This window comes from Vibrio sp. BS-M-Sm-2, assembly GCF_041504345.1.
GTDB classification, from domain to species: Bacteria; Pseudomonadota; Gammaproteobacteria; order Enterobacterales; family Vibrionaceae; genus Vibrio; species Vibrio satsumensis.
Map to the genome: position 1 here is coordinate 1,681,459 of NZ_CP167894.1, position 15,302 is coordinate 1,696,760.

13 protein-coding genes are annotated in these 15,302 nt (G+C 39.5%); 5 read left to right on the top strand and 8 right to left on the bottom strand.

Annotation, left to right across the window (positions count from 1 at the left end; all coding sequences use genetic code 11):
• Window positions 1-51: 51 nt before the first annotated feature.
• The 8 genes from AB8613_RS07555 to AB8613_RS07590 all read right to left on the bottom strand — a co-directional run bounded on the left by AB8613_RS07555 (window position 52) and on the right by AB8613_RS07590 (window position 9,821).
• Window positions 52-1,323: a glycosyl transferase gene (locus tag AB8613_RS07555; protein ID WP_372384744.1), complete on the bottom strand. Its 1,272-nt coding sequence runs from the start codon at window positions 1,321-1,323 to the stop codon at window positions 52-54.
• 16 nt (window positions 1,324-1,339) lie between these two features.
• Window positions 1,340-2,101, bottom strand: coding sequence for a glycosyltransferase (locus tag AB8613_RS07560; RefSeq protein ID WP_372384745.1), 762 nt, complete (start codon window positions 2,099-2,101; stop codon window positions 1,340-1,342).
• Window positions 2,102-2,661: 560 nt separating this feature from the next.
• On the bottom strand, window positions 2,662-3,537 hold the full coding sequence (locus tag AB8613_RS07565; protein ID WP_372384746.1) for an O-antigen ligase family protein: 876 nt from the start codon (window positions 3,535-3,537) through the stop codon (window positions 2,662-2,664).
• Between the two features lie 241 nt (window positions 3,538-3,778).
• The gene (locus AB8613_RS07570; protein WP_372384747.1) at window positions 3,779-5,242 is read right to left on the bottom strand and encodes an asparagine synthase-related protein; all 1,464 of its coding nucleotides are present in this window, start codon (window positions 5,240-5,242) and stop codon (window positions 3,779-3,781) included.
• A gap of 19 nt (window positions 5,243-5,261) precedes the next feature.
• Window positions 5,262-6,347, bottom strand: coding sequence for a glycosyltransferase (locus AB8613_RS07575; RefSeq protein ID WP_372384748.1), 1,086 nt, complete (start codon window positions 6,345-6,347; stop codon window positions 5,262-5,264).
• 31 nt (window positions 6,348-6,378) lie between these two features.
• Complete coding sequence (locus AB8613_RS07580) at window positions 6,379-7,689, bottom strand: flippase (RefSeq protein ID WP_372384749.1); 1,311 nt, start codon at window positions 7,687-7,689, stop codon at window positions 6,379-6,381.
• Between the two features lie 36 nt (window positions 7,690-7,725).
• The gene (locus tag AB8613_RS07585) at window positions 7,726-8,835 is read right to left on the bottom strand and encodes a polysaccharide pyruvyl transferase family protein (protein WP_372384750.1); all 1,110 of its coding nucleotides are present in this window, start codon (window positions 8,833-8,835) and stop codon (window positions 7,726-7,728) included.
• A complete protein-coding gene (locus tag AB8613_RS07590; RefSeq protein ID WP_372384751.1) occupies window positions 8,835-9,821 on the bottom strand; it encodes a nitroreductase family protein in 987 nt (328 codons plus the stop codon). Before AB8613_RS07590 ends, AB8613_RS07585 begins: the two co-directional genes overlap by 1 nt.
• 737 nt (window positions 9,822-10,558) lie before the next feature.
• Between AB8613_RS07590 and AB8613_RS07595 the strand changes: the two genes are divergently transcribed.
• The 5 genes from AB8613_RS07595 (at window position 10,559) to AB8613_RS07615 (ending at window position 15,174) form a co-directional block, all read left to right on the top strand.
• Window positions 10,559-10,993 (top strand): rhodanese-like domain-containing protein, encoded by a 435-nt coding sequence (locus tag AB8613_RS07595; protein WP_048612491.1) that lies wholly within the window; start codon window positions 10,559-10,561, stop codon window positions 10,991-10,993.
• A gap of 106 nt (window positions 10,994-11,099) precedes the next feature.
• A complete protein-coding gene (gene secB / locus AB8613_RS07600; RefSeq protein WP_009847959.1) occupies window positions 11,100-11,567 on the top strand; it encodes a protein-export chaperone SecB in 468 nt (155 codons plus the stop codon).
• Between the two features lie 178 nt (window positions 11,568-11,745).
• Window positions 11,746-12,810: an NAD(P)H-dependent glycerol-3-phosphate dehydrogenase gene (gpsA, locus tag AB8613_RS07605; RefSeq protein ID WP_372384752.1), complete on the top strand. Its 1,065-nt coding sequence runs from the start codon at window positions 11,746-11,748 to the stop codon at window positions 12,808-12,810.
• Window positions 12,811-13,063: 253 nt separating this feature from the next.
• Window positions 13,064-13,885 carry a serine O-acetyltransferase gene (cysE, locus tag AB8613_RS07610; protein ID WP_009847961.1) on the top strand — a complete coding sequence of 274 codons (822 nt, stop codon included), beginning with the start codon at window positions 13,064-13,066 and terminating at the stop codon, window positions 13,883-13,885.
• A gap of 137 nt (window positions 13,886-14,022) precedes the next feature.
• Window positions 14,023-15,174 carry a murein hydrolase activator EnvC gene (locus AB8613_RS07615; RefSeq protein WP_372384753.1) on the top strand — a complete coding sequence of 384 codons (1,152 nt, stop codon included), beginning with the start codon at window positions 14,023-14,025 and terminating at the stop codon, window positions 15,172-15,174.
• Window positions 15,175-15,302: the final 128 nt, after the last annotated feature.

The window sequence follows — 15,302 nt, forward strand, 5'->3', positions numbered from 1 at the left end:
TCAGTTCACATATTCAATCTGCTAGTAACCAGATAAATGTTGTTTAACTGATTACTCCTCGTTTAAAGAAATGCGATAAAGTTGTCTCTTACCACTGAACACTGAATCAAAAAAAACATTACGGCCATCTTCTGAAAGTCTTGGATGCAGGTCACAACGAGTTTCACCGTTATAACCAAAGCCATGGTAGAACTCTCCCAGATTCTTAACCTCTCCTGTTTTCCAGTTACAGAGCAATAAATACTGCATACGAGCTTTGTCTGGATAAGTATCGGTAATAAACCAGTCGCCAACAACGTGTGGGTGACCATCACCATAGGAATCAAGTACACCGTCAGCAAAATGCGTCATATTTCCCGTGTGAATATCGATTAACCAATATGCGTCTTTTTCGCCTGGCCCTCTCAAATACCCCAAAATGGTAGAGTCATCAGCCCAAAAGCAATGGCTAACCATGCCGAACGCAACGAGAGATTTCACTTGTTTTCCATCTGCGGACGACAGCATTAAACGATCAACGCGGCGTTGTCCAACAAAGTAGCGATGAAGAAAAATAAAGTGTTCACCACAACGAGATATACTTACATGGTTAACTTTATGTGTTGCATTATCAAAGTTTGGCTCATACTCGACCTCTTTAACGTCAGAAATAGACAGCAAAAGCTGCCCTTCTCCTGAGTCGAAATCGACCTTCCAAATACCGTCTTTATCTGTATCCTGCAGCTCATCTTTATTCATAACTGGTAGATTACGATAGCCATAGTCAGGCCTCATCGTCATCAGACGACGGTAATTCAAAGATAAGAAGTAGTCGGTTTTATATGAATCTTGCACAGCATAGCCAAATTGTTTCACTTCTTGCTTAGTCGCTATCGAATAAACTCGGCTCACGTATTTTTGGGCTTTAGTATCAAAATCATTGAAAATGAAGTTATCTTCATCAAGCCAATGTGCTCGGGAGCCTTGCTGCCAATTAAACGTGTTAGTTTTCACTGCAAATAGCTCCTCCCCAGAAGGGGCAATCACCGCAAGTGATACCGCTTTGTCACGTTGAGGCAAGCAATCCGTTTTTTCTGCAGTTTTATGTATTAGTGTGTAACCACCTTTCGATACAGGAGATTTATCAAAATAGCCAAAAAAACTCTCTGTGCTTTGATTAACATTAATGCAAGCTACATCAAAGCTAGACTTATACTCGTAATCTTTCTTAGAACGTAGATAAACAAGTTGTGAATAACACCTCTTGATAATATTTTTTATAAATGGAGCTCGTGCCAAAATACGCGCAATAGCTCTCTCTAAAGGACTGTATGAATCACTCATGGTATTTCTCAATAAATTATTTCAGAAGGCTTTGGTATAAAACCTGGTATTTATTTGACATAGCCTCGGCAGAAAGCACTGTTTGTGCAAGTTTTAAAGCAGCATCTGAGGCATTTTCATCAAAGATACGATTAACTAAAATCATCTTTTCAAGTAATTCGTCGGCACCTTTTTCGAGTGCAAATATGTTAGAACACTTAGAAGACTCTGATTCAATCTCTTCATGAGAAGGAATGTTAGAAAGCAATGCAGGAAGCCCAGAAGCAAGCCCCTCAAGAACGGTGTTAGGTAATCCCTCAGAAAGAGACGCAGACAAGAAATAGTCGGAGACCAACAGGTAGTCTCTCACATTATTAACCGATCCCAAAATGTGGATATGCTCTGATTCCACCTGTTCCTCTAAAGCTGATTGTTCAGGACCACCACCTAGTATCAGGAGACTACCTTTATGATCTTTCGAGTATCGATTAAACGCCTCAATCAATAGCTCCATATTCTTACGCGCGATCAAACTACCAACACTTATAAATACAGGAGCTTCATACCTTGGTAATTCACCACTATCAGCCATACTGATAACAGGTTCATTATGCACACCGTTCTGAATCGGAGTTGCAACTATATTATGCTTAGTAAGCACACTCGCGATAGTTTTTGAACAAGCTACTACGTTATTGCATCTTCTCATCGCTGCAATGTGCGAATAGGCCATTAATTTACCTTTTAATAATCCAAACTTCATTGGGTAGTCATCAAAGGGATAGTTACGAGAAGTCATTACCCAAGGCGTTTGTAGTTTTAGCTTTGAGAGCAAAGAGTCAGCTCTGATACCTTGAGTATGAATGACTGAAGGTGCTATTTTTTTATTCTCTGGTGTAAGAGCTCTTTCGACTTGAACAAGCCTTGAACTCTTGACATGTCTAGTGACTGAATATCAATCCCTAACTCATCATATTTATACTTAAGACTATCACTCGGCTCTGGAGATAGTGTGATAACCGTAGGTTGGAAAACTCCAGGATCGAGGTTCCTGATAATGTTTAGTAACTGATTCGTTGGGCCACAGCGTACTAACGTGCTTACTACATATAATAATTTTATTTTTTCCATATTCAATCAGCTCAACAAAAATAACGAAACAGAATCATACAAACGCTCGATACTTCATTTTCATTCGCAACGCTCGCTTAATATAAAAGGTGACATACATACTAAATATTACTGTGAAAACCATAAAATACTCAAAGTAAGTTGTCCATGTGAGATCACATATTAGCTTCAAGCTCAAACTAACAAAGGCTAATTTCCATAAACTGTAATATCGCTCATCCAAAATCATCAAAACTTTTTTCTTAATGAAATTAAAGAGAATAAGCAATAAAATATAGGCCCATAGTACACTAAAAACAACGGAAAACCTCCGCTAGTAAATACGTCTAAGTATGTATTATGCAAAAAGCTACCATACCCTCGATCAGGCCACACAACAAACTCTTTAGCATTATTTAACCCTACACCGACCCAGGGGTGTTGCGCAATCAACTCAAAGCCACTCTTAATCAAATAAACTCTCAAATAAGCACTTTCATTTGTATTTAGAGAATCAGTATCTCCCATGATAGCAATAACAAATCTAGAGATTCTCGCACTTAGAGGATTATCAGTTGCAATAACAACAACAAAAGCCAAAATGAGCAGACTAAAAGCCAAAATACGCTTCGCTAAAGTAAGACGTTGACTATAGAGAAACATCAATATGAGTAAGCCTAAACTACCTGTAATAGACTTTGATATAAGAATCATAAAGAAACACGCTATAACACTTATATAAAGTAATACACGCGAGAATCCGCTTATAATACTTTCAGAATGACTGACAGCAAATCCAACTACCAGAAGTGTCGTTATCGAAAAAACATTTCTATCATGAAATACACCAGAAAACTGATGTTTTTCTGGTATGTAAATACCTACAAAAAATAGAACCAGAAGAATTAAATTAACTATTGCCCATACATTCACCATAAAAAATGTATATTTTGCAAAGTTTACCTTGCTCTTAATTAATAACTCTGAAAAAAAAGTTGCAGTAACCATATAAAAAGTAGTTATTGCAAGTATTTTAAAATGTTCTGTCTTATCATAAGCAAAGGGAAAGAAAAGAAGCCCAATAAAAAGCCATGCTAAAACAATAGCTAAAACCAATGCCGTCACTCTATCAATCTTAACTTTAATTACGGTTGTATTGACAAATAGGAATACTATAAAAAGACCAGACAACCAACTAAGATAGAACACAAAATTAGTTTCAAATGAACGATATGTTAGGAGCACTACGACTAAACAGAGCCCAACTAACAAACCGACAATTCGAGAATACAATATCACCTTACCCACCTGTTCTATAACTATAGAATTATCTAAATAAGCCGGAAATTAGCTATCCGGCAATTAATTATTTACGCTTCCATTTAAGTGCTTCATGATACAGTTTGGTATGTACTATTGCTTTAGTAAGGTTAAGAGAATCGAATAAAGATGAATTTACTGCTTTATCATTGCTAGGTTGAATATTATATTTTTCAATTAACAAAGACAAAGAAGCTAACCACGCCATTTTCTCATCTAGACGATCTGCCTTGGGATCATCGCCTTTTGCCCAGTGCTCGACCCAAAACTTCAAAGCCGTTGGATTAAAAACTCCGATACTTTGAAGCGCACCAGTTGAAATTAATTCGGTAACATATGCTCGCAAATCTGCTCTAAGCCACATACCATAGCGATTATTTAGTGCTGTATGGCTATCTTCTACCGGAGCAGCCTCAGTATTATATTTTTTACCAGTTCGAGCCCAAGGTATCTCTTTAAGGACACTTGGTAGAGATTTTAACAGATCCTCGTAGACATCATCGCTACGACTATCAGAAGAAAGGGACCACATATAACCAAATGTGTCCGGAGAACCAAACATCTGATAAAGAGGGATTTTGTCGTCTATAACCTCCATACAAGCATTAAGCTGTCTACGCATGTAATGCATTTGCATGTCAATTTCTCGATAGGCCATTTCGTCTCTACCAGGAAAACGAGCTCGCGAATGAGCCAACACCTGCTTCATTGTAGTTAGCGCTCTTTTCTCGGCACCAATAGACATAAATGCGAAATGGTTTAGATGCTTATCTAAGATTCCAGGAAGTTTATTTGTTCGTCTGCCAGAATATTCTCCACGGCCTATACTATCCCCGTAACTTCCAGCAAGAATACCATCGACACCTTTTGCTTTTGAGACCTGCTCCATTGCATGTAAATGAACAGGTGAATACTCTGCGCCTCTTTCTGCCGTTAGCTCAATATTTCGCTTAAGTACATCAGCATTAAGTTCAAAATGCTCAAACCCCCAACCAAACTCATCAGCAATCCGTTTAGCATAAACAACATCACGGCTTTCACAGATTCCCCAAGTTAACGCAACAACTTGTCCAGTATACTCCCCAGACTGTTGTAGCTCTCGGACAATTCCCGCTACAATACGACTGTCCATCCCACCACTTAAAAGAATCCCTACGCTATTTTTGTCTGAAACAAAATTTAATACTTCCAGTCGTAAGTTGTGGTGAAGGGTTTTGCATGCCTCGGATGAGCTGACTACCGCTCGACCATGCTTTGGTAGATCAGCATCCGACCAAGAACCATCATTCATTTGACGAGACATCCATGATGTACGCTCGATTCCTTTGATTAAAGTCCTATCGCCTACGCTATAGTTTTTCATCAAAATACTAAGAACTGCCATATCATCAATTTGACGAACTGAGTTTCCTTTGGATTTTATACAATCAGCAAACGAAGAAAACACTTGGGTTTCTGCTGTTCCTCGGTAATAAGATCTGGAACCTAAGCAGTCGTAATATTTAAACATTAGTTGTCCTTATTGATTGCTACTGCATCAAATCAATATAGTTATTAGCCACACTTTCAACACTAAATTCTTTTGCCCGTGCCAAAGTATCTCTCTGGTATTCTTTCTCAAATGTTCGCAAGATAGCATCAGAAAGCGCATCTATATCTCTAATTGCTACGAGTTCGCCCCACTCTCCATCGTTAAGAATCTCAGAAGGTCCAGAGGGACAATCGGTGCTTACCACTGGAATATTAAGAGCTAAGGCCTCTACGATCACATTACCGAACCCTTCATAGATAGATGAAAGTACAAACATGTTTGATTTTGCGAGGTATTTATACGGGTTGAGTTCAAAACCATGGAGCTCAACTACATTGGACAGTTTTAAAGTGTCGATATGTATCTGTAGTTCGCTTCTTAAGTCCCCTTCGCCCAAAATAAGAAGTCGTGCTTCTGGAACTTGTTGATTGACAATTTGAAATGCACTAATTAGTGTTCGAAAATCTTTTTGAGAAGATAGACGCCCAAGAGAGGTAACTGTTTTGTACTGCTCTTCAAACCATGGGTGCTCGACTTTTTCTTTTGCTAAGTCATGTATTTCACCTGTATAAGCTGGATTATACATTACATTAACTTTCTTTCTATTAACGCTAAAGTTAGTAATGAGGTCTTCAGCCACGCCCTTAGATACGCAAGTTATGTTATCCACATTCCTCGACAATATCGGATAACACAAATTTAGTAACTTTGAGACGATACCTTTACCATCTTTTTTAGACTCAGAAAGACTAATGACAATACGCCATGAAATTTTTGTTTTAGTAAATGATAGTAACTTGGCAATAGCTAAGGTCCAATTGGGCATATGTAATGTGCTCAGCATAAACTGAGGTTTATTTTTCCTCATATATCTTGCTAAATACAGAACATCATGCCCATATGTTTTGTCTATGATTAATTTATTGACAGCACCGGAGACAAGTGACTCTAGAGGACCAGAGTCACGATGCACTATCAAATCGACCAAATAGCCTTTCCTAGCAAGTTCATTTGCTAAATAGATCATTTCTCGTTCGGCTCCGCCACCAGAAAACGATACTAAATATAACCCTATTCTTTTCAAATTAACGCCTTAAAGTCAGTCAATGTAATAACTAAGTTCTATTTTTTACAACTCTTCTTAATAAACTTGGTAGCCATGCAAAAAATATTGCATAGCTCTGAATATAAAACAGACGCTTAGTTTCCTTTCTCAGACCAAAATATATATAAGTTGATAAGATATGAGAAACTACTGTAGCAAAAGCCGCTCCACTTGCTCCATACTTTGGAATAAGTAGGAAATTCAGACCAACATTACAAAAAATACCGATAACATTTTTATATATTGAGTGTTTTTGAAGTCCCTCTGTTACTAAGTACTTAGAACTAATTGCATTAATAGCTATAAATACTGCTCCCCATACATGTAACATTAGGACTGTATCCACACCTTTATATTGGTCACCAAATATTAAATCTGATATGAATGTTGAGCTATAAGATACGATAGAAGCTAGAGATACGGACAAAACCACTAATAACGAAAGAAGCTTTTTAGTTTGCAATAAAAACCGCTCGTCGCTGACGTTTTTTTCTTTCAACATTAAGGGAAATAATGCCACAGCAAGCGTGGTAAAAATAAAACCACTTCCCTCACTCAACTTAACAGCTGCCGCGTAAACTCCAACGGCACGCATTCCTGCAAGTTCTCCCAGCATAACCTGATCTATTTTTGAATAAATTAAATATAAACCGCTTGCAAAAATTAATGGCCATGAAAGAGAAATAAGCTTTTTCATTTTCTTTATCGTTGGAGTTAAGGCATAAGAATCACTATCTAGAACGCGCCTATGATTGGCATATAACAACGATAAAAATATTGACAGAAACACAATATCTAACACTGCTATATAGAAAAACCACTCCACACTTAAACCAAGGTAAATGAAATAGAACTTCATAAAGCAGCTTATTGATATAGCAGCAATTTCTGCTAAGGATATTAATCTACCTAAAGCCTTAGACTCAAAGAAAAACCTGAAAACTTCGAACGTTTTAAATAAGTATCCGATAGATAATACGATCATCAACTTGAAAAACTCTACATCACCAGGTCTTAGAAAAAAGCAGACACCACTTATTACGCCAACAAAAACGATCCAACCGATTAACCTTAAAGCAATGGCTGACGATAGTATTTCTCCCGATTTTTTTTCGTCTTTATGAACTTCATTAACTATTAGCGACTCTAAGCCAAGACCAATAATAAATGAAAATAAGATAGCTAACGAAAGAGAGTAGTTTAATAAACCAAACTCTTCAGGGCCTAAATATCGAGAAAGATATATAGTAGTAAAAGTAACTAGAACTACTCGATAAAGCTTACCAAAAATTAACCATGATGCATTTTTGGCAAACTTCATAATTGTGCTGTTTAAATTAAACATTATATATCAACGTTAAGATAAAGCTTCAGATAGAAAATCTTTAGAAATAGTGCCAGCATAGTTTAGTTGCGTACTTATTTCTTCATAGTCCCAGTTGTCGATAATCTGATCTATAATTATATTCAACTCTACAGTAGAGGTGTTAGATGCTTTTTTAAAATCGAGCAACAAATGTTCTAAGTTCATTCGTTGTAGCATGTCTGCTTTTTTGCTGAGCTGGTTTTCATAAAGTGACAAGCTGTCTACTGAAACAACAGGGCAGCCTCCTTTCAAACTAAAAATAGTTCCGTGGAATCGATCTGTAGCGGTGAACTTTGCATATTTGTATAGCTCCGCCCATTCAAACGGGTTGACTCGGCCATTTAAATTGATGTCAGCGTATTTGTTTCTTGTTGGAGAGACCACCTTCCAACCTCTTGCTCGAAACACATCAGAAAACAACTTACTTAACTGTTGGTTTGGGATGTTTAGTACAGCAAAGCCACCTTCGATATTAAGTTTTTTATCAATGCCTGTGCTCGGAAAGTCGATCATAAACGTTGGATCGAAAACAAGTTTAAAATCGTTAGGTGCGATTGATTCAAGCTCTGATAAAGTAAATGTATCTCGAATAGATAGTGCGTGAAAGTCGTTGAGTGAGCTTGTAATGTAATCTTTTTGGCTTGGGTTCAACAAACTGAAATCAGAGGCATCTGCAGATGCAGCAAAAGCAACTTTGCGACACTTCAACGATTCAGGAAAATAATAAATATTAGGAATCTGAGGGGCAAATGCTACGCTTTGCTGCTTGACTTCAAATACTGTATCAGCACCAACCAAAACCGCATCGTATCCTTCAAGGATGCCCTTTGATTTATCAAAATCGTTACTAATAACTCGTTGTTTCGAAAGCGCTAGGTGTTTATTTAAAAATGAACGTTTTGTCAGTAACGACTTTAGGCCTAATAGAGGTTGCTTAGTCTTAATTTTCGTCTTCCGCTCTTTAATAAAGCCGGACATAGGGCAATAATCTATGACTTCAACTTCATACCCTTGATCTAGTAAGTATTTGTATGTGGCGTATGTTTGAAGAAAAGCACCCGCATTGAACGTATCATGGTAAGTAAGAATACCGATTTTCATTATAAATTACCTATAAATTTTTCTGTACTAAATCGACTTGAAACAGCTGTATTTGCATTGCTTTCAGCTTTACCTACAGCAATCATCATAATCAAAGCTTCAGAAGTTGGTATATTAAGAGACTTCTTAAGTTCAGCTTCTTTTCGCGCTGTCATATTTAGATTTAAACAACAAGAAGATAGGTTTTTAGCGTGGAGCGCATAGACAATAGACATTGAGAACATACCACCATCGACATAAACTTCATTTCTTTCGATAGCATGCCAAAATTTCTTCTTCTCTCCGGTAACTAAGATCAAACCTTTCACCTGCTCACCAAATCCTCGGTTACCGTTTTGATATGATAGAGCTTGTTCTATTTCACTCTCATTGGTATAAATATATGACATCCAAGGTTGTCTGTTACATACAGATGGCGTATACCTAGCAACATCAATGGCATCCTTTAGGTCTTCAAATGCAACATCATCTTGACTGAAGTTCCGAATACTTTTTCTCGCTAGGACGAAATTTTTATATTTAGAAAAGTCGAACTCGTTGGGTGTAAAAGCCTCAACACCACCGTCACTAAGTACTGTTGATTCCAAAGCATACAATTTTGAGTTTTTTAGCTCTTCTAGGAAGCTACTATCCAAATATTGTTCCTGATGTGCACAATAACCGCGTAAAACATTTCTACACGTCACAAGTAACTCTTCTTCACCTCCTAGCTCTTTGTATTTATTACACAACTCGATCAGTTTCTTAACTTTTTCCTTACCAAATCCATCTTGGCTCTTTTTCAGGGACATACCTTTTTCAATGGCATGGTAAAGAACGCAGATTCGCCCTTCTAGCTTAATTTTATCGTTTTCCTGAAAAACAGATGCGGAATGCTTCATATAAGAGACGCAATCATACATAAAGTTATAACAACACTCGAGAACCGTTCTCATTACTCTTTTCAAAATCACAAGTGCATAAATTTTCTTGAGCAAATTTTTCATTCAATATTAATCCGATTAATGTAATTTGATATTATCAACTAATTTTCTTATTTTCAGTGGTCATTAATCCACCAAGCTGTTTCCATTCGTAAACAGACAATGGATTATCATCACCTATCATAATTGTCTTCACCAAAGATTCCGCGACTCTCCCTACTCCTTGAAACCACTGTCACCAGCAATACCGTCATGGAAACAACACCTTATAAGCCCAAACTCTACTTTCCATAATTTCAAGAGCGTATAAACTCGGACATACGCGATAATAAAAGCCAATCCATTCACAGTTCCAACATTATTTTCAAAATGAGAGTGAAGTTAATATCAATTAGCGCATACTCTCATAAGCTGCTAGATACCCATATCCAAACGTATGTGTACTCAAATTTAGATAAGCTACCGCCCTTAGGTTTGGCTCCTAAAGGCAAAAACTTATAAGGGTATACGAACTCTATGGTTGAACTCAGCGTTTACTAAAAGTGAAAAATCATACCAAATAGAGTGAGGCTTATCCAACTTTTACTCGTAAAGTACTGTACACTTTACGTTAAGACGTACCAACAGTTACAAGCTAATTCCACTAGCAATATTTTTCCTTACATTTGTCACTATAATGCTTTTCCTCGAGCTACGGCCGATGTCCTCACAACAACGTTCTTCCTCTGTATTCTCCTACTCTTTCTAGCTATACTCCTACCCTATAATTTTTTGCCCAATAACGAATAAGAGTTCAAGATATGCAAGAGTTAGTTCCATTTGTTCAAGAGAATATGATTTTAGCCATCGTATGGATCGGCTTAGTTGTTGCCATCATTGCGAACGTTATCAAGACATCAAACGCAGCCTATAAAGAGATCACTGCAGCGCAAACCACACACATGATTAACCGTGAAAATGGTGTTGTGGTTGATATTCGTACTAAGGATGAGTTCAAAAAGGGCCATATTACGGACGCAGTTCACATTTTGCCGTCAGACATCAAAGCAAATAGCTTTGGAAGCCTTGAAAGCCGCAAAGCAGACCCAATCATCGTAGTATGCAAGACAGGTCAAACGGCTCAAGAAAGCGCTAATCTGCTGGTTAAAGCAGGTTTCGAAAACGTAAGCGTACTGAAAAGCGGCTTAGTGGCTTGGAGCGAAGCTAACTTACCTTTGGTTAAAGGTAAGAAGTAGTTCAAAGCAAAAAGTAAGCTGACCTGATTACACGAATATGACTTTAAGGTTTTGTTTGGCTGATATGACGAACAAAACCTAATTATAAATTTTTAAGGACAAGAAAATGGCTGAAGCAGCACAACAAGACGCACAACAAAACTTCGCAATCCAACGTATCTTCCTAAAAGACGTATCTTTCGAAGCGCCAAACTCTCCAGACATGTTCCAAAAAGAGTGGAACCCAGATGTAAAACTGGACCTAGACACTCAAAGCCGTGAACTTGGCGAAGGCGTTTACGAAGTAATCCTACGTCTAACGGTTACAGTTAAGAACGCAGAAGACACTGCATTCCTTTGTGAAGTTCAACAAGGTGGTATCTTCTCTGCAAGCGAAATGGAAGCTGGTCAACTGGCTCATTGCCTAGGCGCATTCTGCCCGAACATCCTGTTCCCATACGCTCGTGAAACAATTTCGAGCCTAGTGGTTAAAGGTACGTTCCCACAACTGAACCTAGCTCCAGTAAACTTCGATGCTTTGTTCATGAACTACCTACAGAACCAAGCTCAACAAGCTGAAGGCGAACAGGCTTAAGTCTCAAAGTAGAACTTAACTCTAACGTTTCAAGCGCTAGTTAGCTTTTAAATGCACATCGTAACTTCTGCGATGTGCATTTTTTCTTTACACTGTACTAAGATTGAAAGCTCTTCTTACTTTAGTGGATAGCTTTTCCAGAACTCTTCGATTTTCCTCATTATTTTTAGGTGGAAGCATGACAGAAACAACTCGCCCGACTAACACGACAGACGCTTACGGTAAAGACAGCGCTTACGGCAAAGATATCGCCATGACTGTCATTGGCGCAGGTTCTTACGGAACCTCTTTAGCGATATCTCTAGCGCGTAACGGTGCAAATGTTGTTCTTTGGGGGCATGATCCTGTTCATATGAATCGCCTTGAATCAGAGCGTGCGAATAATGAGTTTCTGCCCAATATCGACTTCCCAGAAAGCCTAATCATCGAGTCAGACCTTGAGAAAGCGGTAACAGCAAGTCGCGACCTTCTTGTCGTTGTTCCTAGCCACGTGTTTGGTATCGTTTTAAATAGCCTTAAACCTCACTTAACTACGAACTCTCGTATCTGCTGGGCAACGAAAGGGTTAGAGCCAGAAACTGGCCGCCTACTCAAAGATGTCGCACACGATGTGCTTGGTGATGGGTACTCGTTAGCTGTTTTATCAGGCCCAACCTTCGCCAAAGAGTTAGCGATGGGCATGCCAACGGCTATCTCTGTAGCTTCACCAGATGAAGTTTTCCTAGAAGAGCTTCAAGAAAAAATCCACTGCGGTAAAACATTCCGCGTGTACGCAAACTCAGATTTCATTGGTATGCAGCTTGGCGGCGCCGTTAAAAATGTCATCGCAATTGGCGCTGGCATGTCGGATGGTATTGGCTTTGGTGCTAATGCACGTACCGCGCTTATCACTCGCGGTTTAGCCGAGATGAGTCGCTTGGGCGCAGCTCTTGGCGCGCAACCAGAAACCTTCATGGGAATGGCTGGACTGGGCGACCTAGTACTAACATGTACCGATAACCAATCGCGAAATCGCCGTTTTGGTTTGGCGCTAGGCTCAGGTAAAGACGTCGACACGGCTCAAGAAGAAATTGGCCAAGTTGTCGAAGGTTATCGCAACACCAAAGAAGTTTGGTTATTATCAGAACGCATGGGCGTTGAGATGCCAATTGTTGAACAAATTTATCAAGTGTTGTATCAAGGGAAAGATGCACACTTAGCAGCACAAGATCTACTTGCACGAGACAAGAAGTCAGAAAGATAGAAAAGCGGTAGAGAGATTCGAGTAATCGAGATGCGAAAAGAGTAAAGGCAGATTCGAGATTCGGGTAATCGAGATGCGAAAAGATGAAGAGCGCCTTCAAACGTTCGATGACAATGCTTTTCATTACTAGTATCTCACGACTCTAATCTGTTCTTTACATCTCGTTCTTCGTATCTCGAATCTCGGTTACTCGCATCTGCTCTTATAGCTCTTCGTATCTCGCATCTGCCCCTTAAAAATAATGGATGGTAAAATGAAACACTGTGAACAACAAAAAGTTTGGCAATGCATTGTGAAGGAAGCTCGACAGCAGTCGGAGCAAGAACCTATGCTTGCGAGTTTTTACCATGCCACGATCATTAACCATGAAAGTTTAGGCGCAGCTCTTAGCTACATTCTAGCAAACAAGCTAAAGACGGCTTCAATGCCAGCAATGGCAGTGCGTGAAGTGGTTGAACAAGCATTCAAGCAGGACCAATCGATTATTGATGCTGCCGCTTGTGATATTTGCGCGACGGTAAATCGAGATCCTGCGGTCGAGATGTACTCGATGCCTCTGCTTTATCTGAAAGGCTACCACGCCCTTCAAGGTTACCGAGTGGCTAACTGGTTGTGGAAGCAAGGTCGTATTGCGCTTGCCACTTACCTACAGAACCAAATTTCGGTTGCTTGCCAAGTTGATATTCACCCGGCGGCTCGTATCGGTAAAGCGATCATGCTCGACCACGCGACAGGAATTGTGATTGGTGAAACCGCTGTCGTTGAAAATGATGTATCTATCCTTCAAGACGTGACCCTTGGTGGTACGGGTAAAGAAGGTGGCGATCGTCACCCTAAAATCCGTGAAGGCGTAATGATTGGTGCCGGCGCTAAAATACTCGGCAACATTGAAGTGGGGGAAGGTGCAAAGATTGGTTCTTGCTCTGTGGTTCTACAAGCCGTACCACCTCATACAACAGTCGCTGGGGTTCCTGCAAAAATTGTCGGAAAACCGAAAACAGACAAGCCATCTTTAGACATGGACCAAGGGTTCAATGGTCGCTCTCAGAACTTCATCCATGGTGATGGGATATAAAACAGCAGTAACGGGATACGAGTATCGAGATGCGAAGAGCTTAAAAGCAGATGTGGATTCGATTCAGCGAAATTCGAAAAATTAAGAGCAGATGCGAAAAGATTTAAAAACAACTGTTGATAATGAATAAGAGCAAAATGACGATAATGATGAAACAAATTCGAGCCATTAGCCGGACACTTCTGATATCTACCAGCCTTTGTGTTGCTCTTTTATCTACATCCTCATTTGCCGCCTCTCAGGGGGAGCTGAAAGGTGTATCGAGTGAAATATCTCGCCAACAAAAAAACCTGTCCTCACAACAGAAAAAACTCGATAGCCTACAAGCAAGCCTCAAGAAACAAGAGCTATCCATCGCTTCGCTTGAAAAAGCAATCGTCGATAGTAAAGCGCAACTCAATACAGCTAATGCAAATATTGCTAACTTAGATGCCAAGATTAAAACGCTTACGGCTCAGAAAAAGGTCCATACCGATAAGTTAGAGCAACTGATTCAGACTTACTATATGACAAGTCGAGCTAAAGCTTCTTCCCACATCCTCAACACAGGTGTGGAAGAAGATCGTATCAGTCACTATTACCAACACCTTGCCAAAGCGCGATCTGCAACAATCAAAACGATTGAACAGACACAGCTTGAGTTAGAAGAAAGTCACAAGCAACGCCAACTCGAGCAAGAACAGATAGCAACATTGTTAAAACAGCAAACCACCAAGCGTGACAAGTTGTCTCAGACTCAAACGCAACGTAAGAAAACCGTTGGTAGTATCAAGAAGAATATTTCTGGCGACAAAAATTACTTAGCTGAACTTCAGCGCAATGAAACTCGCCTGAAAGCCGAAATTGCGAAAGCAGAAAAAGCAGCTCGAGAACGACGTAATGCAGTCCCGATGGATGGCCTAGCAAAACGCAAAGGTAAGCTACCTTGGCCGATCAAAGATAAGGTGCTACATAACTATGGTTCACGCCAAACGGGTCAAATTAACTGGAAAGGCATGGTGATCAACGCCAAGTACGGTCAGCAGGTAAAATCTGTTTACTCAGGTACGGTGGTATTTGCCGAGTATCTGCGTGGTTATGGTTTAGTTGTACTACTTGACCACGGTAAAGGTGATATGACGCTCTATGGCTTTAACCAAGCGCTTTTAAAGAAAGAAGGTGACAAGGTTAAAGCGGGTGAAGCCATCGCCCTTGCTGGTGACACTGGCGGCCAAACTCGCCCATCACTGTATTTTGAAATCCGTAGAAACAGCCAAGCTCAAAATCCGAAGAGTTGGTTAGTTAGGTAAGAGTAGATACGGGATGCGAGTAAACGAGATACGAAGAGCATAAGAACAGATACGGGATGCGGGTGAACGAGATGCGAAGAGCTTAAAAGCCGATACAAGGTATGAGTAAAACGTGACATTAAAACGCT

What these genes read in the sequence shown, in the direction of transcription:
- cysE (WP_009847961.1), top strand. Translation starts at nt 13,064, where the DNA reads ATGAAACACTGTGAACAACAAAAAGTTTGGCAATGCATTGTGAAGGAA.
- AB8613_RS07585 (WP_372384750.1), bottom strand. Translation starts at nt 8,835, where the DNA reads ATGAAAATCGGTATTCTTACTTACCATGATACGTTCAATGCGGGTGCT.
- gpsA (WP_372384752.1), top strand. Translation starts at nt 11,746, where the DNA reads ATGACAGAAACAACTCGCCCGACTAACACGACAGACGCTTACGGTAAA.
- AB8613_RS07615 (WP_372384753.1), top strand. Translation starts at nt 14,023, where the DNA reads ATGACGATAATGATGAAACAAATTCGAGCCATTAGCCGGACACTTCTG.
- secB (WP_009847959.1), top strand. Translation starts at nt 11,100, where the DNA reads ATGGCTGAAGCAGCACAACAAGACGCACAACAAAACTTCGCAATCCAA.
- AB8613_RS07580 (WP_372384749.1), bottom strand. Translation starts at nt 7,689, where the DNA reads ATGAAGTTTGCCAAAAATGCATCATGGTTAATTTTTGGTAAGCTTTAT.
- AB8613_RS07590 (WP_372384751.1), bottom strand. Translation starts at nt 9,821, where the DNA reads ATGAAAAATTTGCTCAAGAAAATTTATGCACTTGTGATTTTGAAAAGA.
- AB8613_RS07595 (WP_048612491.1), top strand. Translation starts at nt 10,559, where the DNA reads ATGCAAGAGTTAGTTCCATTTGTTCAAGAGAATATGATTTTAGCCATC.
- AB8613_RS07570 (WP_372384747.1), bottom strand. Translation starts at nt 5,242, where the DNA reads ATGTTTAAATATTACGACTGCTTAGGTTCCAGATCTTATTACCGAGGA.
- AB8613_RS07560 (WP_372384745.1), bottom strand. Translation starts at nt 2,101, where the DNA reads ATGACTTCTCGTAACTATCCCTTTGATGACTACCCAATGAAGTTTGGA.
- AB8613_RS07555 (WP_372384744.1), bottom strand. Translation starts at nt 1,323, where the DNA reads ATGAGTGATTCATACAGTCCTTTAGAGAGAGCTATTGCGCGTATTTTG.